Annotated in this window: 14 protein-coding genes and 1 tRNA gene; 5 read left to right on the top strand and 10 right to left on the bottom strand. The window is 36.5% G+C overall.

Features of this window, described 5'->3' with window-relative positions; translation table 11 throughout:
- Nucleotides 1-54: 54 nt before the first annotated feature.
- Together ACB104_RS14610 and ACB104_RS14605 are read right to left on the bottom strand one after the other, a co-directional pair.
- Nucleotides 55-1,566 (bottom strand): RagB/SusD family nutrient uptake outer membrane protein, encoded by a 1,512-nt coding sequence (locus ACB104_RS14610; protein ID WP_370479903.1) that lies wholly within the window; start codon nt 1,564-1,566, stop codon nt 55-57.
- Between the two features lie 12 nt (nt 1,567-1,578).
- Complete coding sequence (locus ACB104_RS14605; RefSeq protein WP_370479902.1) at nt 1,579-4,617, bottom strand: SusC/RagA family TonB-linked outer membrane protein; 3,039 nt, start codon at nt 4,615-4,617, stop codon at nt 1,579-1,581.
- Between the two features lie 378 nt (nt 4,618-4,995).
- Here ACB104_RS14605 and ACB104_RS14600 point away from each other — a divergent pair, with 378 nt between their 5' ends.
- The gene (locus tag ACB104_RS14600) at nt 4,996-6,018 is read left to right on the top strand and encodes a LacI family DNA-binding transcriptional regulator (protein ID WP_370479901.1); all 1,023 of its coding nucleotides are present in this window, start codon (nt 4,996-4,998) and stop codon (nt 6,016-6,018) included.
- A gap of 68 nt (nt 6,019-6,086) precedes the next feature.
- Here the strand turns inward: ACB104_RS14600 and ACB104_RS14595 are convergent, their stop codons facing one another.
- Nucleotides 6,087-6,863 carry a hypothetical protein gene (locus tag ACB104_RS14595; RefSeq protein ID WP_370479899.1) on the bottom strand — a complete coding sequence of 259 codons (777 nt, stop codon included), beginning with the start codon at nt 6,861-6,863 and terminating at the stop codon, nt 6,087-6,089.
- A gap of 421 nt (nt 6,864-7,284) precedes the next feature.
- Between ACB104_RS14595 and ACB104_RS14590 the strand changes: the two genes are divergently transcribed.
- The 3 genes from ACB104_RS14590 (at nt 7,285) to ACB104_RS14580 (ending at nt 11,085) form a co-directional block, all read left to right on the top strand.
- Nucleotides 7,285-7,719 carry a doxx family protein gene (locus ACB104_RS14590; RefSeq protein WP_370479898.1) on the top strand — a complete coding sequence of 145 codons (435 nt, stop codon included), beginning with the start codon at nt 7,285-7,287 and terminating at the stop codon, nt 7,717-7,719.
- A 110-nt stretch (nt 7,720-7,829) separates the two neighbouring features.
- Nucleotides 7,830-9,872 (top strand): kojibiose hydrolase, encoded by a 2,043-nt coding sequence (locus ACB104_RS14585; protein WP_370479896.1) that lies wholly within the window; start codon nt 7,830-7,832, stop codon nt 9,870-9,872.
- A 136-nt stretch (nt 9,873-10,008) separates the two neighbouring features.
- Nucleotides 10,009-11,085 (top strand): formylglycine-generating enzyme family protein, encoded by a 1,077-nt coding sequence (locus tag ACB104_RS14580; RefSeq protein ID WP_370479894.1) that lies wholly within the window; start codon nt 10,009-10,011, stop codon nt 11,083-11,085.
- Between the two features lie 165 nt (nt 11,086-11,250).
- On the opposite strand, the gene ACB104_RS14575 is transcribed toward ACB104_RS14580, so the two are convergent.
- The 7 genes from ACB104_RS14575 to ACB104_RS14545 form a co-directional block, all read right to left on the bottom strand.
- Nucleotides 11,251-11,323 (bottom strand) — tRNA-Met (locus ACB104_RS14575).
- A 59-nt stretch (nt 11,324-11,382) separates the two neighbouring features.
- Complete coding sequence (locus ACB104_RS14570) at nt 11,383-11,565, bottom strand: CPXCG motif-containing cysteine-rich protein (RefSeq protein ID WP_370479892.1); 183 nt, start codon at nt 11,563-11,565, stop codon at nt 11,383-11,385.
- A 69-nt stretch (nt 11,566-11,634) separates the two neighbouring features.
- The gene (locus ACB104_RS14565) at nt 11,635-12,459 is read right to left on the bottom strand and encodes a Two component regulator three Y domain protein (protein WP_370479891.1); all 825 of its coding nucleotides are present in this window, start codon (nt 12,457-12,459) and stop codon (nt 11,635-11,637) included.
- Nucleotides 12,460-12,621: 162 nt separating this feature from the next.
- Nucleotides 12,622-13,938: a TolC family protein gene (locus ACB104_RS14560; protein WP_370479889.1), complete on the bottom strand. Its 1,317-nt coding sequence runs from the start codon at nt 13,936-13,938 to the stop codon at nt 12,622-12,624.
- Nucleotides 13,928-17,125 carry an efflux RND transporter permease subunit gene (locus ACB104_RS14555; protein ID WP_370479887.1) on the bottom strand — a complete coding sequence of 1,066 codons (3,198 nt, stop codon included), beginning with the start codon at nt 17,123-17,125 and terminating at the stop codon, nt 13,928-13,930. Before ACB104_RS14555 ends, ACB104_RS14560 begins: the two co-directional genes overlap by 11 nt.
- Before the next feature lie 11 nt (nt 17,126-17,136).
- Complete coding sequence (locus ACB104_RS14550; RefSeq protein WP_370479886.1) at nt 17,137-18,255, bottom strand: efflux RND transporter periplasmic adaptor subunit; 1,119 nt, start codon at nt 18,253-18,255, stop codon at nt 17,137-17,139.
- Nucleotides 18,256-18,329: 74 nt separating this feature from the next.
- A complete protein-coding gene (locus ACB104_RS14545) occupies nt 18,330-20,240 on the bottom strand; it encodes an ABC-F family ATP-binding cassette domain-containing protein (RefSeq protein WP_370479884.1) in 1,911 nt (636 codons plus the stop codon).
- An 84-nt stretch (nt 20,241-20,324) separates the two neighbouring features.
- Between ACB104_RS14545 and ACB104_RS14540 the strand changes: the two genes are divergently transcribed.
- Entirely contained in the window at nt 20,325-20,711 is a 387-nt protein-coding gene (locus ACB104_RS14540; protein WP_370479882.1) for a DUF983 domain-containing protein, read from the top strand.
- The last annotated feature ends 28 nt before the right edge of the window (nt 20,712-20,739 follow it).

Below are 20,739 nucleotides of genomic sequence, written 5' to 3'. Positions count from 1 at the left end.
CTCACACTAAGTTAACAAAAAAATCAAACTAAACTAACTCATAAAAACTTAGTACTAATATCCTGGATTTTGCGTTAAGTTAGGATTTGTACTTAATGCTGTAGCTGGTATCGGGAAAATCAGTTTTGTTCTATCTGTGGTATCAGGTTTCTGCTGAACAGGGTTTAACAATGTTCCAAAACGTACTTGATCATTTCGTCTCCAACCTTCCCAGTATAATTCTCTAGATCTTTCATCTGAAATATCGCTTAAAGAAGTTCCAGTATAAAGAGCATCTACACCCCTAGCAGCTCTAACAGCATTTAAAGGTCCTGATGGATCGCCTCCCATTCTTGCCATAGCTTCTGCCTTCATCAAATAAACATCTGCTAATCTAAAAATCACAAAATCATTGGCTGGTCTGGTTGTGTTAGCATAATCGGGAGTATATTTAATAGCTCTTATTCCTTTTTCCTCGGTTGAATTACCTAAATTAAATTCGCGGGTGTAAACTAATGGATTCCCCGCTCTGTCTTCAATTGGAGCTCCTGTCTGATTATATTGCGGTCCAAGTAAGAATCCAGTCTTTAATCCAGATACATCAGTTACACCAGCATAATCGCCACCTCTTCTTGGGTCAGCGGCATCAAATTTATCGTATAAATCCGTTAATGCCACAAAACCATTCCATCCACTTGGGTTGTGGTTATAGTGCAAGGTCATAAAGTAGTATCTAGATACTTCGCCACCTGTAGTATTGTTATTCTCTGAAACAAAAATATTCTCTGTTCCTTTATTGGTGTTATCTGCTGCAAAACTATCAAAATAGTTGCTTACAAAACTAAATGGACCCGCTATCACATCATCACAATAATCTATTACTTTTTGCATATCGGCGTTATCAAATGTAAATGGTCCTACCTGAGGCGTTCCATCTTCATCAGTTGCTTTATAAACGGCCCTATTCAAATACATCTTGGCCAATAAAGTCGCTGCAGCATACTTGTTAGCTTTATTATTTGCTGAAGTCGAAGGTAGACTACTATAAACAGCTTCCAACTGTGAAATTGCCAATTCTACAGCTTCTGTTCTTTTTAGCACGGTTGGGAAATCGGCATAACTTGCATCAATTTCTCTATAAGGTACCTGGCCAAACAAATCGGCTGCGGAAAACATATATAAGCTGGAATAAAAAGTAGCGATTGCTTCTTGCTCTGCGGTCGGACTATTGTTTAACGCATCAATGGCATTAAACAAACCTCCCAAAAGTTGATCCCAAGCACCTTGAACTCTAGGGTGCGATGAATTCCATTGGTGCAAATGTAAGGCTCTCCATGCACCACCATCATCCCAGTCTGCACCTCTAGTAGGCCCAGCCATTTCATCAGTTGAATGTTGGTTCAAAACAAATTGAAAATCAGTGTTTTGAAATGATCTCAATTGACTATATGCAGCATCAAGTTGGCCTGTAACAATTTCTTGCTCAGTTAGACCACTTTCTTCTAAAAGTCCGTCTAAATCTTCTTCCAAATCAGTACATGAAAATATGAATACTGTACTAATTGCAAAAACTAAATATTTTTTCATAATTCCTTTTTTTTAAAAATTTAAGTTTAACCCTAGTGAAAAAGAACGTGATCTTGGATATCCACCATACTCAATTCCGAAAGAAGGGACTCCATCAACTGACTTATTTGCATTAACTTCAGGATCAAAACCACTATAAGGTGTAATGATGAATAAATTCTGTCCTGTTAAAGTTAAACGTGCACCTTTCAAATACTCACCTACTTTTCCAAATTTCTCTGTATCAAAATTGTACCCAATACTCATATTGGACAACCTAAAGAAATCACCCGATTCTAAAAAGCGTGTTGAAATGATTGGGCTCGACCCTGGATCTTCGCCATTACCTATTACGCTTTTAATAACATTTTCTCCTCTGTTTAAGGCACTAGCGCTAAATAAGGCATTAGCAGTATTATTATAAATTTGGTGGCCATAAGCACCATAACCATTAATGGTGAAATCCCAATTTTTATAACTACCTCTTACATATAAACCAACGTTCATATCTGGGTTTGGATCTCCAGCAAAAATTCTATCACTTTGCCCTCCTGGTTGGTCGAAATTAGTATCCACCACCCCGTCGCCATTAGTATCGGCATAAATTGGTGTACCACTAGTATCGAAACCTTCAAAAACAGGCAAATAGAATGCATACAATGGTTGCCCATCATACAATAGTTGTAACCTCTCCCCTGACAAACCTTGTCCACCTGCAGAACCTGTTGGTGTACCAGAAGCAAAGGCCTCTTTACCTTTAATTTCATTTTTAAGGAAGGATATGTTACCACCTACTTCCAAAGAGAAATCTTCCTTATCTATGGCTTGATAATTTAAACCAATTTCAATACCTGAGTTCACGATTTCATCATCAAAATTAGCCCAAGTAAATGACCCTACAGGTCCTGGTTGTGCTACTGGAAGCCTGAATAATAAATCGTTGGTCGTTTTGCTGAAATAATCAATGTTACCTGTTAATTTTCTATCCATAAATCCAAAATCAAAACCAACGTTAAATTGTGTTGTAGTTTCCCATTTTAAATCTGGGTTACCAATATTTAACCTGGTTACACTTCCAGTATCTGTGGTAACAAACACATCTCTTGCTGCTTCTGTACTAAATTCTTGGTTACCTGTTTGACCCCAACCAGCCCTAAGCTTTAACTCACTAAATGCTTCTGGCAAAAATCCTTCCTCATGAATTTTCCAAGCTCCAGCAAAAGAAGGGAAATAACCATATCTATTTTCGGTACCAAACCTACTAGAACCATCAGCTCTAACGGTTGCTGTTAAAATATACTTACTGTTGATACTAAATATTCCTCTAGCAAAATAAGATTGTAAAGTAAATGGTAAAAAGCCTACCGTTAAAACACCATCACCGTCGTAACTATATGCAAAAGAAGAATAACCTCTTCTTTCAACAGTTGAAGCAGCAAAAATATTATCTAGATATATATTTTGATCATCTTGCGCAAAATCTCTTAAAACTAAATTATCTCCACTACCATTATAATCTTCGTAACTATGACCAATAACCGCATCAATATTTAAGTTTTCAGATACATCTTTATTGAAGCTCAGTGTATTGGTAATTAATTGATTATTAAATCTTGAGTTCGTGATTCCGGCAAAACCTCTATTGAGCGTAATTTGAGCTCCAAACAACCTAGATGCAGCAATACCTCTATAAGCATTAGTTCTATCAAAACCATAAGTAAACTCATACTTTAAATAATCCGTAAATTTAATACTGGCCTTAACATTACCGAAAAGTTTGGTTGTTTTCGTGTCATCATTAAAGTAAGCTAAATAAGCCAGAGGGTTTCTTTGGTTATCTGAGGGCTGTACAAACGTGCCATCCGCAGCATTGATGAAAGGCTGTGTTGGGTTCCATTTTAATGCTGAGGCCAACAAATCTCCTTCTGCACCAATAGATTCAGAAAGTGCAGTGGCTTCACTCTCAATTTGAGAGGCTGTTAAACTGGCCGAAACTTCAACTACATCATTAAAGAACTTTTGAGAGATGTTTGTATTTAATGTGTACTTATCTAATCCTGTATTTTCAATAACACCTTCTTGATTTAAAATACCCAAAGAAACCCTGTACTTACCAGTTTCTGAGCCTCCCGAATAAGATAGATTATGCTCGGTAGTTAATGCGCTTCTAGTAATTTCGTCCCAGGCATCAACACTACCTCCAGCATCAGCGCTAGGATTAGCAGCAGCATATTCGGCTGCATTTAAAAGGTCGTAAGAATTAGCTACTTTTGAAGTTGTTGTTGTAAACGAGTAATTTAATACACCATCTCCTCTTTTACCAGACTTAGTGGTAACAATAATTACCCCATTGGCACCACGAGAACCATAGATTGCCGTTGCAGAGGCATCTTTAAGAATAGAGATAGACTCAATATCGTTTGGGTTTATAAAGTTTAATGGATTTTTTGCACTAGTCTTACCAGAAATTTTACCGGTATCTGCGCCGCCCGCGTTACTACTATTGTTAAATGGCACCCCATCAATTACATATAATGGCTCATTACCAGACCTAACAGAAGAAGAACCTCGAATTCTTATGGTTGCTCCTGCACCTGGCTCACCACTTGATGTAGTCACTTGTACACCTGCAGATCTACCTTGTAGTAACTGATCTGGCGATGTAACTACACCTTTGTTGAAATCATCTGCACCTACAACATCCACGGCTCCCGTAGCATCTTGCTTTCTTATGGAACCATAACCCACAACAACAACCTCAGCGAGTTGTGCGGCATCTTCAACTAGTGTTACATTAATAGTGGTGCGTCCATCTACAGAAATCTCTTGGGTTTGGTACCCTAAGAAACTGTATGCCACAACAGCATCTGATGCAATGTCCTCTAAAGTGTAAAGACCATCAAAATCTGTTTGTGTTCCAGTAGTTGTTCCTTTAACTACAATGTTAACCCCCGGTAATGGCCCAGAGGCATCAGAAACAACACCCTTAACCGTAACGGTTTGTGCATAAACAAAGCTTCCGCCCAAAAATAGGAACAAAAGCATCATCCTTTTTAGTAAATTGTTTTTCATGTTTAAGTTATTTAATTTTAAGTTTAGTTAGCCCTCAATTTTTATGTATTAAGCAACGTATTCCAAAGATGTTAATAATAAGTAGGCCGTAGAAAGGAAATACAAAAAAACAGTCTTAAAAAGTACCGAAAACGTTTTCGATTTTGAGATTACTTCAAAACACTTGAGTTTTCTATGAGATATACATATATATTATATGAATATTTTATGAATTTAATAAATTCATTTGTTTAATGCAAATTGGTTGAAAGAAGAAACACACATTTCAAAAACCTACAAACAAAAATTACCTGAAATTTTATACTCCTTAAAAATGGATTTAGTGAAATGAAAATTGTATTTTCACTTCACTAAACTAACTTTCTTCTAAACCGATTAATGAAACCAGCAACCCTAAAGGATATTGCAAAGCAATTGGGCATTTCTATTACCACTGTTTCCAAGGCTTTAAAAAATTACCCTGATGTAAGCGAAAAGACAAAGTTTAAGGTCAGGACTTTGGCCGAACAATTAAATTATGTACCAAACTCATTTGCCATTGGTTTGCGCAAACAGGAATCAAAAACCATTGGGGTAATAATCCCAACAATGGTTCACTATTTTTTTTCCACGGTGATTGATGCCATTTTAAAGGAAGCCGAAAGCAGAAATTATATGGGCATCATCATGCAATCTAATGAAGATTACGAACTTGAAAAAAAACAAGTTGACCTTCTACTAAATAAGGGTGTTGATGGTATATTAATTTCATTATCAAACAAAACCAGAGATTTTAAGCACTTGCAGAAAATAATAGATTACCATGTACCTCTAGTGCTTTTTGATAAAATCGCTAAAGTCATGGACTGTTCTAAAATTGTTATTGACGACAGAAAAGCAGCTTATGATGCTGTTACTTACCTCATTAATAAAGGCTATAGGCGCATTGCCCATTTTCGAGGTGATTTGAATCCGCAAAACTCTATTGATCGTTTTCTTGGTTATAAGAAAGCATTATTGGACCATAATATTGAGTTTGACCCCAAACTGGTTTATTTATGCGATAATAATTCAGATTTTACTGATGGTTATAACAGTGCTGCAAAACTGATGCACGACCATGGCGATAATGTTGATGCCATTTTTACCGTTAATGATCTCTTGGCCATAGGTGCCATAAATTATTTTAATGAAAAGCAAATAAAAATACCCGACCAAATAGCATTGATTGGCTTCAGCAATTGGTTTATGGCTTCGGTTATTTCTCCTTCCTTATCCTCCATAGACCAACATGCCTATAAAATGGGGGAAACATCTGCCAAGATTTTATTCAATGAAATAGACTGTAAGTTTAAAGGTATTCCTGTAAAGCATGAAAAAATAACTATTGATACGGAATTAATCATAAGGGATTCGTGCTAGATTAACCATATAAAAAAGCGCTCTATGGTTTGAGCGCTTTTTCCAAAATAAATATTTTTTGGTTTTTGCTATCTTACCATATCAATTAAACGGGCCATATAGGTGAATTTCAAATCGCGTGTCTTTAAACCTTCCATTATGGCTTTCATTTGAGCCTCGGTTGGCTCCTCACCAGATGCATTTTGAGCAAGGGCTTGTTTCACATCTTCAAACATATTAACCGTCATGTGCGACGCATATGTATCACTACCTGTTGGCACCATGAACCTGCTTAAGCTCCAATATCCCTTAGCGCCATCATCAATCATTTGTTGATGCCAAGGTTGGAACACTTCCATTTCGGCTTTTTCATAAGCATCATATCCATTCATATCAACTTTCATAAAGTCCATATTGGCCACAGTACCTACTTTCATTTCAAAATCCCCTTTGGTATTGGCTATCTCTTGCATAAAAATTCGAACGGCCAAATCTCGAGATTTTGCAGCACTCATCATTTTTTTGTCCAAATCATCATCAGACATATCCGGATAAGCTTCCTTTACCCTTTTCCATAGATTGGGATTTTCAAACATTTTTTCGGCACTATCAAATAAGGTTACTGTAGCGTATTGATACCCTTGATGCTCTCCTCCTGGTAACAAGGCCCATAAATCCCATCCTACAATATCTCCTGCGTCAGACCGTTTTTGATGAATTTTTTTCCAGAATTGCTCTGTTTCCATATAATCGTTCTCTTGCTCATTATCTACTTGCATCAATTCAAAAACAAGAAAAAGTTTTTCTTGTGCTACCACTGGTGCGCTTAACAAAACCACCAAGGCAATAATCAGTAATTTTTTCATAAATTTTGGTTTAGGTTAGTATAAATAATTCACCAAATTAAGTAGCGGGAAGACGGATAGATTTTGAAAGTCGGACACCATTAGTTGGTGACTGAATTCCTAAGGGGGAAAATCAAAATACGATTAAAGGTACAATTTTTAACAATATGATTTTGAAATATCTGAATAATGCCAAAAGAACCTTATCAGGCCTTTTGTCTCCAATCCTTCTTAATTAGTTTTAAATAAGCATTCTAAATTAACCAAACTTTGCTACGCAATAAGTTAATTAGAGGCAAAACAAAGAAATTCAATATCGAAATCGATTTCGAAATATTTTAACATTAATATTTCGTTATTTTTTTGTGTCCCTTAAAAAATTTATGATATTAGGGGACTGAATGTCTTTCCAAATTATAAAAACAACTAAAAAAAAACGGCCATGGCACTAATCAGGCAATTAAAAAACAACCACATTTTAGCGATAACCATTGGCATTGTATATGTTTGGTTTGGAGCCTTAAAGTTCTTTCCTCACTTAAGTCCTGCAGAAAGTTTAGCAAAAAACACAATTGATGTTATTACAATGGGGCTTATCCCATCGCACATCTCCATTCATTTGTTGGCTACCTGGGAAACGGTTGTTGGCATTTTTCTGATTTTTAACATCTACAGAAAGAAGACCCTTATCCTTGCGCTTGTACATATTATCTTAACATTTGTCCCTTTAATTATTTTTACGAAGGATTCATTCGCCATATTGCCGTTTTCGTTTACGTTACTTGGTCAATATATTTTTAAAAACATCATCATTATAGGCGCAATTATTACCTTGTACAAAATGCCCGAAAACAGAAAGTTGATTGGTTTGCACTAATTGTATCTCTATCAAAAAAAATTGAGCTAAATCTTAGGCAAAAAATTGACGTTTGAAAATCGACTTTTGGGCAAAACCTGCAATTCAATAAACCAAAATTATCTCTTGCCATGATAAAAACTACCCTAAAAATATTAGCAATTCTTGTCACTTCATTTTCAGCAATTAATGCCCAAAATGACGGCTGGAATATCACTACAACATCAAATGAAAACTATACTGGGATTGTTGTTGCTAATGGGCGTATTGGCATTTTACCCTCCGAGAAACTTTTTAAAACAGAGCAAATTATACTGAATAATGTTTATGACAAGGAATCTCCACTTGGTGTTAGTAGAATTTTAAAAGGCATAAATTTCCAAGACATTGAAATTGAAATAGATGGTGAAATTGTTTCGGAAGATAATATCGCCAACTGGAGCCAAACTTTGAATATGAAGGAAGCGTCATTTACTACGCGTTTTGATTTTAAAAACAAGGCTTCTATTTCCTATACCATGTATGCTCTACGAAATGTGCCCTATTCTGGGTACTTGGATATCTCCATATCAGCAAAAAAAGACATAGACATTAAGGCTACTGCAAGCCTAACCATACCAAAAGAATATCACGACCCTATTAGTACGTTTAGAATTTTACAGGATTTGGAAACCACGATGCCCATTCTTCAAACAGTGGCAAAAAGTAGGTTGAAACGTCATACGGTGGCTGCTTCTGGAACATTTATTTGGCATGATATAAACAGTACTCGAGAACACCAAAGACCAGAGTTGTATCATAATAAAATTGACGATTACAACAATCAATTATCATTCAGTAAAACGATAAGAAAAGGAACATCTTTAAATTTTGCATGGACGGCGGCACAATGCTCAACTCAGGATTTTAATGACCCTCAAAATGAATCGGAACGTTTTGTGATTTTTAACCTTTTAACCCCAAAAGAAGATTTGTTAAACCAACACAAAGACCTATGGAACACCCTTTGGAAAGGGGATATTATTATTGAGGGTGACCTTCAATCGCAACAGGATGTTCGTTTAGCCCTTTATCATTTATATGCCTTTGGTAGAGGAGATTCAAACCTCAGTATTGCCCCAATGGGGCTTTCATCCCAAAACTACAATGGGCATATTTTCTGGGACACAGAATTGTGGATGTACCCACCTCTTTTATTATTAAATCAGGATATAGCCAGGTCTTTGGTAAATTACCGTTCAGACCGTTTGGATAAGGCAAAGCAAAAGGCCATTAATTTCGGTTACAAAGGCGCCATGTTTCCATGGGAAAGTGACGATACAGGAGAAGAAGCCACACCAGCCTGGGCATTGACCGGAACCTTTGAACATCATATTACGGCAGATGTCGCCATTGCCTTTTGGAATTATTATAGAGTGACAAAAGATAAACTTTGGCTAGCCGAACGTGGCTACCCTATGCTAAAAGAGATTGCCGATTATTGGGTAAGCAGGGTTAGTAAAAATGGCGATGGCTCCTATTCCATAAAAAATGTTGTTGGGGCTAACGAATTTGCTCCGAATGTTGATGACAACGCCTTTACCAATGGTTCTGCAATTACCGCCCTTGAATATGCAGTATTAGGAGCAAAAGAATTAGGCTTAACACCAATTGATATTTGGGGCGATATTGCAAAAAACATTAAAATCCATAAGTTTCCTGACGGCACAACTATGGAGCACAGCAATTATAATGGTGACATCATTAAGCAAGCTGATGTAAACCTGCTCACATTTCCACTAAATATTATATCAGACAAAGAGACCATTCTAAAGGACTTAAAGTACTATGAGCCCAAAATAGCAAAAGAAGGCCCTGCCATGGGCAAATCTGTTTTTGCGGTAATTTATGCCCGACTTGGGGATGCCGAAAATGCCTTTAGATTATTCAAGGAAAGTTACGAGCCAAACAAAAGAGCTCCATTTGGTGCGCTTTCTGAAACTGCTACAGGCCACGAACCTTATTTCGCTACAGGGGCTGGGGGCATGCTACAGACTGTTTTATTTGGTTTTGCCGGTCTACATCTAACTGAAGATGGCATTATCCAAAAGGACCCTATTCTTCCTAAACTCTGGAAATCTTTGACCATAAAAGGTGTCGGCACAGATAAAAGAACTTATGTTGTTGAAGATTAAATACGATAAAAGTCAAAATTACTTAAAGAAACTTATCAAGAAATAGTTTAGTTAGTTCTGAATGATTAATAGCTGAGATGACAACAAATCTCAGCTATTAGCTTTTATTTTAGTACTTTCAATAAAATTTAAAATAGTGAAAACTATCTCCCATAGCATTATTTGCCTCTTTTCAGTTGTTTTGATTTTTGGCTGCAAAAAGAACAGCAAAGAGCCCAACAAAGGTGCTTTTGAAACAAACAATGGCATAGTTGCGCCTGAAGGCATGGTTTGGGTTAATAAAAAAACCTTTACACAAGGTGCCAAAGAAGGGGATAAATATGCCATGCCAAGGGAAAAGCCCGCACACTTGGTAACGGTTGATGGTTTCTTTATTGATGTTACCGAAGTGACCAACAAACAGTTTAAGGCCTTTGTGGATGCCACCAATTATGTTACCGTAGCAGAACAACCAGTTAACTGGGAAGACATGAAAAAAGAACTTCCAGAGGGCACACCAAAACCACACGATTCCATTCTTCAGCCCGGTAGTTTGATTTTCAACAAGAACGTCAACAAAGTGGCCACAATGGGCGACTATTCGCAGTGGTGGACGTGGAAAATCGGTGCCAATTGGAAGCATCCCGGAGGACCTGATAGTAACATTGAGGGCAAAGATGATTTTCCTGTAGTGCATATTGCGTATGAAGACGTCATGGCTTACTGTAAATGGGCAAACCGACGCTTACCTACTGAGGCTGAATGGGAATCCGCCGCTCAGGGTACTGAAACTGATAAAATTTTTACTTGGGGAAACGATTACGAAGTTTTGAACCAAAAGGCCAATACATGGCAGGGTGTTTTTCCTATTAAAAATGAATCGGAAGATGGCTTTCCATTTATAGCACCCGTAAAATCCTATGAACCCAATAGTATTGGACTTTACGATATGATGGGAAATGTTTGGGAATTGACGAGCGATTTGTTTAACGTGAACTACTACAAGCAACTGGACATTTCAAAACCCATAGTTAACCCCAAAGGTGCGGACATTGGTTTTAGTCCAGACAACCCCTACCAACAGGAACATGTGATAAAAGGCGGCTCATTTTTGTGCCATGCCTCGTATTGTACCAGTTTTAGGATATCCGCAAAAATGGGAACAAGCTTTGATTCCAGCTCAGACCATGTCAGCTTTAGAACCGTTGCTACTCCTGATATGCTGAATAAATAACAAGTTTATTAAAAGGCCCTTGGCTTTAAAGATTTTAGGAAAGGAACAATCGTGTTCGAAATCATGTTCTGTTTTAGAACCAAATGTAAGTAATTCAGTTATTAAATGCATAAAAAAACGGATTGTGGGTGCACAATCCGTTGATTTCATTGGCCTTTGGCCTTGTAGCGGGAACAGGACTCGAACCTGTGACCTTCGGGTTATGAGCCCGACGAGCTACCTACTGCTCTATCCCGCGATATTGGACTGCAAATATACAATCCTTTTTAGTTTCTGCAATATTATTGGCAAAAAATATTATTGCCCAATGCTATCCGCTTGAAAATGTTGCAACTCAGAATTAATAAACCGCAAAGAAATTTGAATAGGGTTACAACAAACCTCACAATCCTCAATATATTTTTGATTTGGAATTGAGTTATCCAATAACATAGAAATGTTTTCCCAACAATACGGACAAGTAAAATAATGTTCAAGCATTTTTAAAAATAAAAAAAGCCATCAAAATTGATGGCTTTCAAACTAAAATTTATAAACTTTACTTTTCAATTATTCCTTTTCAATATCCATTACAGCTGTAGAACTTTGCATTTTTAAATGCATAAGCATTGGTGGATTATTACCTGAAACACTAATATATTCCTGGTTTAAATTGTTATCGCTTACCATAAAAGTATTTAACTTGGTTAAATTCATAAACTCCATTGGAACATCTCCAGTAAACTGATTTGTGGACAATAATAATTCCTCCAACTCTCTTAATTGAGCAATTTCAGAAGGTATTTCACCATCCATTTGGTTATCCATCAAACTTAATTTTTGCAATTTGGATAATGCGTAAATCTCAGTTGGAATTTGACCTGAAAGGAAATTGCTTCCCAATAAGAGTTCTTTAAGGTTTGTCAACCCCATTAACGAACTTGGAATTTCTCCAGTAAATTTATTGCTGTATAATTTTAAAGATTCAAGCTTTTTCAATTCTCCCAATTCTGATGGAATATTACCTTCAAAACCATTCATAAATAATTCAAGAGCAGTTAACTCCTTTAAATTTTGCAAAGTTGAAGGAAGTGTTCCATATAATTTATTGAAACCTAAATTGATTACCCTCAAATTGGTCAAATTGCCAATTTCTTGAGGAAGCTCACCATGCAAATTATTGAATTGAAGATTTATTTCAACAATTTTATCACCTTCCACTTTAATACCATACCAAGAATCGGCTGATGTACTTAAGTCCCAAGTGGAATTCCATTCAGCACCGTTGGTGGCATTATATATAGCGATTAGAGCATCTTTTTCTGTTGGAGATATGCTGGCAAACGAATAAGCCGTTACAAAGAAACATACCACAATAAGTTTTAAAGTCTTCATTTTTAGATTAAATTTGGGATTAATTCTCTTACGAAAGTAACCCAACACTAGACTAAAAACTATTTTATTCGATGAAATGCATAATATTTTAACATTTTCATTTCGACCAACTACATATTTAGGATATTTTTTCTTCTAAAGTTTGTATGATTTTCAAAAAATTTAAAATTCCACATTTAATAATTCACCACAAATTTGAAGCATTTCAAGTTCGGCAAGCTTAGCTAAATACCTAGCCCGATTTCTACTTAATTCAGTGCTTAAAAGATTAAGTTGGGCCTGTCTAAACTCAATGGAATTGACCTGCCCTAATTTGAATTTTTCCTCTGTACGGTCAAAGTTGTTTTGTGATGTTTTAATATTTTCTTCCTGAAGCTCGTAAATTTTAAGTTTGTTTTGAAAATCGTCCCAAGCATTATTAAAGTCATGGACTATTGTTGCCTGCAACTGCTCCTTTTCAATGGCACTGGCTTCCAAATTTATTTTAGCATTCTTAACCCTTGTAATGGCACTTCCCCCATCAAACAAATTCCAACTTAAATTTAATCCTCCTGATAGACCTGTATTTGTTGATACAGCGACAAAAGACGCCGCATTGTTGTTATTTTTATTCCATCCATAACTACCTGTTAAACCAATAGTGGGCAAATAGGCAGACTTTTGGAATTTCACCCCTAATGAATTGATATCGATATTCTTATTTACTTGTAACAGACGAACATTATTGGCCATTGCCTTTTCCAAAAGTTCATTTTCATCGTATAAGTTTTTAAATTCAATGGATGTTTCTATATCAAATTCACTCAGCAACGCATTCCCTAAGACCAAATTCAAATCCCTTTTATAGTTCAGCAATTGTTGCTTGGAATTCATTAAATTGATGCTATCGTTATTAATATCAACTTGTGCATTAAGTACAGCCAATTTGGTGCTTTGACCATATTGAAATTGATACTCTGAACGGGTTAACCTATCTTTTGATATAGTCAAAGTTTGTGCAATGGCATCAGTATTTTCAATAAGTTCGGCAACATTATAGTAAACCGTAAACAACTGTAAAATTGTATTTTCAATGGTTTCGCGGGCTTGAAGCTCCGTTAGCTGTTGAGTTTCCTTTAATTGATTGTAATTATAGGCACGCCCCAAACCATCGAACAACACATAATTCAAGTTCACTGATGCATTGTATCTTGAACTTTCAGCACCGTTTAGTGTGGTAACCCTTCCATCGGAAAACTCTGCTTCAGTATTATCTCTATTAAATGTTCCACCTGCATTTCCTGTAACCGTTGGAAGATAACCCGAATTTAAAACTCCGGCATTGTTGGTAGCAATTTCAACATTGGTATTGGCCAATTTGATACCATAATTATTTTCAAGAGCCAAGGTCACGGCTTTTTCTGGCGTAATCAATTCTTGAGCAAAAACCGAGAGTTGCGATATTAAAAAGATACTAAAAAAGCCAATTTTAATGTTCATGTTCTTCCTTTTGTTCTTTAATGGCCCTTTCCACTTCCTCTTTGGTTACATCATTTCCGGTAGCCAACCATTTTACATTCTTTTTAATTTCATTGCTGAATGACAAAAACAACGGCAAAACCAACAATGTGAGTATGGTAGCGTAACCTATCCCAAATGATATAGAAATAGCCATTGGTTTTAAAAACTGTGCTTGTCTACTTTTTTCGAGCAATAATGGGGCAAGACCCGCAATAGTGGTCAATGATGTTAAAAAAATAGCCCTAAATCTCGATTTTCCAGCCTCAGAAAGTGCCAAATCAAAAGGCATGCCTTCTTTTAAGTTGGTATTGAATTTTCCAATGAGCACCAAACCATCATTCACCATAATACCTATTAAAGCTATAATGCCCAACAAGGACAAAACGTTTACTGGAAAACCTAACAGCCAGTGCCCCCAACCAACGGCCGTTAAACTAAACGGCACGAGCAGTAAGAGTAAAAGTGGCTGGCTATAACTTCTAAAAGTAAATGCAATGGTAATATAAATAAGCAGCAAAATAGGAATACCAGCCCTTTTTAGGGAATTGGACAGTTTGGTTGCTTCTCTATTCTGGCCCTCAAAAGATGCCGATATTGTTGGGTACTTTGATTTAATTTCCGGAAGAATATTGTTTTTAATATCATCTAGAATATCTGTAGCGCTATTGCTGGGGTCTTTTAAATCAGCCGAAACTTGTATCTCGCGTTGCCCCTCTAAATGGTTAATGGCAACATCTCCTCTCTGTATACTGTAAGTTGCAATGTCCTTTAAAGTAACCCGTTCACCAGAAGGTGTAACGATGCGCATATCGTCCAGGTTATTAATCGATTCCCTGTTGCTTCTGTCGTAACGCACCCAAACCTTAATTTCGTCTTGTCCGCGCTGAAAACGCTGGGCCTGAAGACCAAAAAAACCTCCTCGAACCTGAGCCATAACTGTTCGCAAATCCAATCCCAATAAATAGGCGCTTTCCTTTAATTCCAATCTAATTTCCTTAATTCCCGCCGGATCATTGTCTTCAACATCCTTTAATAACGGATTGGTTTGCAATACCTCTTTAAGTTCGACCTTTGCACCTTTTAAATCTTCAATATTATTACTTAAAAGAGATACTGAAACTGGGCTTCCACCGAAATTTCCTCCCGAACCAAAAATCAAGCGCTCAGTACCGATAACAGGACCAACAACTTCGCGCAATCTGTTGGCTACCAAACTTGAATTTATGGCATCTGGACGCTCTTCCCCTGGAAGCATATTGATATCCAAACGTGCACTGGATGAACTATTCAATGTTAAAATAGTGTTCTCAAAAAGTTCTATACCAGTACCTTTAAAATATTTTTCCGTGAATTCCTGATTTACCAAAAACGATTTTTCCTCAATCATGGAAATGATGGAATCTGTTACTTTTACATTGGTGCCATTTGGCATATCCAATTCTACCGAAACCCTGTCACTCGCAATGGATGGAAACAATGTCATCCCAATTATTCCACCACCAATAGAACCAAATGTTAGAATTAATAGTGCCACAAAAATGCCAAATGATAATAGTTTGAATTTTAGAACAAAGTCTAAAGTGGGACTATAAACTTTATCCCTCAAAAAGGACATAATGCGATCACCTATTTTATTGATAAAACGCATTTTAGCAAAAAACTGCTTGGTTTTGGAGGGGTTTTCAACCTCAACTGGTTTTCTCAATGCTTTGGAATGTGCCAAATGTGCGGGAAGAATAATAAGGGCCTCTATCAATGAAATTGACAAGGTTAACATCACTATAACAGAAACTTCACTGAAGAATTCGCCAATCCTACTTTCTAAAAACAAAAACAATGAAAATGCCAAAAGTGTTGTTACAATAGCCGAAACTACCGGCGGAATAACTTCCATAGTTCCATCAATGGCCGCCTGAATAGATGTTTTACCCTTTTCGTAATGCTGATAAATGTTTTCCGCAATCACAATACCATCGTCTACCAAAATACCTATTACGATAATCATTCCGAAAAGTGACAACACGTTAATGGTGACATCAAATTGGCTGGCAAAAATAAACATGCCCAAAAATGAAATGGGAAGACCAAACGCCACCCAAAATGCCAATCGCGTATTTAGAAACAATGAAAGAAATAAAAGCACCAAAATAATACCGGCAATAGCATTTTTTATGAGCAATTCTGTTCGTTGGTTCAAAGTAATGGATAAATCGCGAACCACATCAAGTTTTACGTTATTGTGGCTTTGGTTATAACCCTCAATGTATTCCTTTACTTTATCTGCAGAAGAAATTAAATCTTCATTATTGGTACTGGTAACGGTAACATTAACAGCTAGATTTTTATTAAAATATGAAGCATTTGGTGTTTCAGAAAAACGGTCGCGGATGATGGCGACATCCTTCAATCTTACTGTTTTTCCATCACTCGACGCCTTTACAATAACATTTGATAACTCATCACCATAATAAGATCTGTTGTTCGCACGAATTAAATACTCCTCTGCCAATGTTTTGATGTTTCCACCTGTAACCAAAATATTAGAAGCACTTACGGCCTGTGCCACATCTGAAAAACTCAAATTATAGGCCAATAAACTAGTTTCGTTAACAGCAATTTCAATTTCCTCTTGAGGATATCCAGTGATTTCAACTTGCGAAATACCGTCAATGGCCCGTAAATCGTTTTCAACTTGTCTTCCCAATTGCTTTAAGGTAGCCAAAGGAATATCCTTTCCGCTAACTGCAAAAGAAATGGTTTGCCTAACCTCTTCCCGCTTGGCAACGATTAAAGGTTCCATTCCTGTTGGGAACGACGGCACTCTATCCACTGCGTTCTTAACCTCCAAGAGCATGAAATCGATATTTTCGCCCTTTTCAATTTCAACGGTTATAGTACCACTATTTTCTCGAGAAACAGAGGTTACTCGGTCTACGCCTCTTAACCCCTTTAAATTATCTTCTATTTTGAGCACAACGCCTTCCTCTATTTCTTGTGGAGATGCTCCAGGATAAGTTATATTAATATTGATGATTTTGGAATCCACCAATGGAAAGAAGGACGACTTTAAGGATAACATCCCTATGACACCAAATGCAAAAAACGCCAAAATGAACACGTTTACCGCAACATGATACCTAATAAAATAGCTGATTAATTTTCTCATGTATTAGCGTCCTATTTTGTTGATGTTTCAAAAGGTTTCACGAGCATTCCAGCATAAGCTCCAGGCACCGATTTTTTCAAAATGACGGTACCATCCGGCACATTTTTTAAAACCACTTTGGTTTCGGAAAAATAAATAGGCTTAACATCAACAACATCCAATAGGCTATCTCGAACAACAAAAATCTGTTGGCTTTCCAAAAGCAAGTTTCTGTCTATCTGAATGGCATTTTTCTCTTCTTTGGCATCCAAATTGGCCTCTAAATAAAGCCCTTCTTTCAAATTATCATCTTTAACCTCAATAAAAGCAGTAATGGTTTGCGTATTAGTATCAATACTACCATTAACGCGAGATACAGTACCCGTATATTGCTCTGTATTGTTTAGATTGTTTAAACTCACAGACTCGCCAACCCTGAGCAAGTTTGCATAATCTTTACTTAATGCAACTTCCATTTCGTAAACCGAGGGGTCAATAAATTCACCAAGCTTTTGTCCGTTTCTTATCAAGGAACCTTCGGTAACCAAGGCCTCGGTTAAAACACCAGAAAACGGAGCGGCTATGGTGTATTTTGACAAACGTTGTTCTAAGTTTTTAACATCGTAGTAATCTGTAACTATATTACGACCAGTGATAAAATAGTTTTCCTTTTCGGAGGTAATTTTTGGCAGTTCAGGGGTAGATTTGTTTAAATCAAACCCATTAAGATAGTTTTGCCATTTTGGATAAACATCAGGAAAATCCAAACGTAAATCGGGCATTATGGCTGCTATAGTATTATATAATTTACTTTTTGCTGATTGCACATTGGCATAATGCTCAGAGGCATCCATACGAATCAAAGCCTCACCTTTATTGTATTTCTGCCCAGGTTTAAAAAGTTTTGCTGATGGCTTAAAAACACCTTGAACTTCAGAATATAACTCTACTCTTCGTTTGGCAACCAAACTTCCATTTGCGGGAATTACAATTTTTATTGTACCATTTTCAACCGTATCGGTAAAAACGGTTTTAACCACTTTTTCCTTTACAGGCTTCGGTTTATTTTTATTGGCAATGAGTCTTTTAGCGAAAAGAAAGGAAAAGACAATTAGTAAAATTCCTAATACGGAAAGTATAATTTTACGCATGCTGGCAATTTTGATGGTCAGAAATCAAAAATACCTAAATAGTTCTGTATATCAGTTAAAATAAACTTAAAAAACTAGGCCTCAAATGCCTCAATTTTAAGCTGGATATCTTCCCATTTTTGCATACAATCCTGCAAATCTGCTTTCTTTTTTTGGTAATCACCAAAGAAGTTGGGTTTTGAAGTTACTTCTTCGTAATTAATCTCCAACTCCAAATCAATAGCCTTAATATCTCGCTCCAATTCATTTATTTTGGCCTCAATATTACTGAGCTTATTATTTAAAGACTTTAGCTTTTTTTGGTCTTCGTATGATTGCTGCTTTTTTTCCTTTGGCTTTTCCTTTTGTACTGTACGCTTTTCAACCTCCCGTAAACTATCTACTTTACGTTGTTCCAAATAGTAATCAATATCTCCCAAATATTCTTTAAGCTTATGGTCTTTAAATTCATAAACAACATTTGTTAGCCCTTGAAGAAAATCACGGTCGTGCGATACCAAAATCAACGTGCCGCCAAATCGCTTTAAGGCCTCTTTTAAAACATTTTTAGATTTGATATCCAAGTGGTTCGTGGGCTCATCCATAATTAGGACATTAAATGGCTGCAGCATGAGTTTGGCCAATGCCAATCTGTTTCGCTCGCCACCTGAAAGTACGCTTACATATTTTTCAACCTCATCACCACGAAACAAAAACGAACCTAAAATATCTCGAACTTTACTTCTGTTGGTTTCATTGGCGGCATCAATCATGGTGTCTAAAACGGTTTTCTTGCCATCTAAATATTCAGCCTGATTTTGGGCAAAATACCCAATTTGCACATTATGCCCCAACTTTAAATGTCCTTGGTGCTTTATTTCACCAACAATGATTTTGGCCAAAGTAGATTTACCTTGTCCGTTTTGCCCAACAAAAGCCGTCTTGCTATCACGTTCAACCATTAGGTTAATGTGTTTTAAAACCTGGTTATCACCATAGCTTTTGGAAATATCTTCCGCTTCAACTACCACTTTTCCGGGAGTGACTGAAATGGGAAAATTTAAAGTCATGACACTGTTATCATCTTCATCGACCTCAATCCTATCAATCTTATCAAGCTTTTTGATGAGAGACTGCGCCATTGTTGCCTTCGAAGCCTTGGCACGGAATTTTTCAATTAATTTTTCGGTATGCTCAATTTGTTTCTGCTGGTTTCTTTGGGATGCCAATTGCTGAGCTCTTATTTCTTCGCGCAGTACCAAATATTTGGAGTAAGGTTTGGGGTAATCATAAATCCTACCTAAAGAAATTTCAATTGTTCTGTTGGTTACATTGTCCAAAAACATTTTATCGTGAGACACGATTACAACCGCACCCGCATAATTTTTTAAAAAGCCTTCCAACCAAATAATGGATTCTATATCCAAGTGGTTTGTTGGCTCATCCAGCAATAAAATGTCGTTATTTTGAAGAAGCAATTTGGCCAACTCAATGCGCATGCGCCAACCGCCAGAAAACGTATCAGTCAATTTGTTGAAATCTTCACGCTTAAAACCTAAACCTTGAAGTATTTTTTCGGTGTCGCCCTGATAATTGTACCCTCCTAAAATTTCATATTGGTGCTGCAACTCATTAATATCGACCATAAGTTGATGATAGCCCTCACTTTCATAATCGGTACGCTCTACCATTTGGATATTTACAGTCTCCATTTTGGTTTCCAATTCTTTTATTTCGGTAAAAGCCTCATAAGATTCCTCCAAAACAGTTCTACCAAAAACAAAATCTATATCCTGCTTTAAAAAACCTATTTTAAGTTCTTTATCTGTAGCGATTTGCCCAGTATCAGGTTCCATTTCTCTAGATAAAATTTTGAGCATAGTAGATTTGCCAGCACCATTTTTGCCGATAAGCCCAACCCTATCTCCATTTCCTAGTTTAAAAGTAATATCCTCAAAGAGGTATTCCCCTTGAAATGAAATCGATAAGTTATGAATATTCATCATAGAAATGTAACTTTTATCACAGACCCAACATCATTAAATCTTACTTTTGCCTGAAATTCAGGTTGCAAAAATACATTAAATTATATGTTTAAAAAAGGAACAAAATTATACGGCATATTTACAGGCAAATGCCCAAAATGCCATGAAGAATCTATGTACACCAACAAAAACCCTTATATACTTTCTGAGGCTTTAAGCATGAATGAAAAATGTAGCAACTGCGGCACAAAATATAAAATAGAACCTTCATTTTTTTATGGCGCCATGTATGTAAGTTATGCGGTGGGTATTGCCTTTGCTGTAGCGGCTTTTGTTATAAGCTTCTTGGTTTTTAATGCCGGTAGAAATTCTATATTTATTTCAATTATTGGCACTCTGGTAGTTTTTATGCCTATCATCATGCGTCTTTCCAGAAATATATGGATTAACTTTTTTATGAGTTACGACAAATCACTTCCCAAGAAAAAATAACCCAATGTTCTGCCAACTTTTCTGAGAA

This window comes from Tamlana flava, from assembly GCF_041287255.1.
Classification (GTDB): domain Bacteria; phylum Bacteroidota; class Bacteroidia; order Flavobacteriales; family Flavobacteriaceae; genus Tamlana; species Tamlana flava.
The sequence above is the reverse complement of the archived record's forward strand: the minus strand, read 5'-3'. Positions and strand labels throughout refer to the sequence as shown.

What these genes read in the sequence shown, in the direction of transcription:
- ACB104_RS14610 (WP_370479903.1), bottom strand. Translation starts at nt 1,566, where the DNA reads ATGAAAAAATATTTAGTTTTTGCAATTAGTACAGTATTCATATTTTCA.
- ACB104_RS14605 (WP_370479902.1), bottom strand. Translation starts at nt 4,617, where the DNA reads ATGAAAAACAATTTACTAAAAAGGATGATGCTTTTGTTCCTATTTTTG.
- ACB104_RS14600 (WP_370479901.1), top strand. Translation starts at nt 4,996, where the DNA reads ATGAAACCAGCAACCCTAAAGGATATTGCAAAGCAATTGGGCATTTCT.
- ACB104_RS14595 (WP_370479899.1), bottom strand. Translation starts at nt 6,863, where the DNA reads ATGAAAAAATTACTGATTATTGCCTTGGTGGTTTTGTTAAGCGCACCA.
- ACB104_RS14590 (WP_370479898.1), top strand. Translation starts at nt 7,285, where the DNA reads ATGGCACTAATCAGGCAATTAAAAAACAACCACATTTTAGCGATAACC.
- ACB104_RS14585 (WP_370479896.1), top strand. Translation starts at nt 7,830, where the DNA reads ATGATAAAAACTACCCTAAAAATATTAGCAATTCTTGTCACTTCATTT.
- ACB104_RS14570 (WP_370479892.1), bottom strand. Translation starts at nt 11,565, where the DNA reads ATGCTTGAACATTATTTTACTTGTCCGTATTGTTGGGAAAACATTTCT.
- ACB104_RS14565 (WP_370479891.1), bottom strand. Translation starts at nt 12,459, where the DNA reads ATGAAGACTTTAAAACTTATTGTGGTATGTTTCTTTGTAACGGCTTAT.
- ACB104_RS14560 (WP_370479889.1), bottom strand. Translation starts at nt 13,938, where the DNA reads ATGAACATTAAAATTGGCTTTTTTAGTATCTTTTTAATATCGCAACTC.
- ACB104_RS14555 (WP_370479887.1), bottom strand. Translation starts at nt 17,125, where the DNA reads ATGAGAAAATTAATCAGCTATTTTATTAGGTATCATGTTGCGGTAAAC.
- ACB104_RS14550 (WP_370479886.1), bottom strand. Translation starts at nt 18,255, where the DNA reads ATGCGTAAAATTATACTTTCCGTATTAGGAATTTTACTAATTGTCTTT.
- ACB104_RS14545 (WP_370479884.1), bottom strand. Translation starts at nt 20,240, where the DNA reads ATGATGAATATTCATAACTTATCGATTTCATTTCAAGGGGAATACCTC.
- ACB104_RS14540 (WP_370479882.1), top strand. Translation starts at nt 20,325, where the DNA reads ATGTTTAAAAAAGGAACAAAATTATACGGCATATTTACAGGCAAATGC.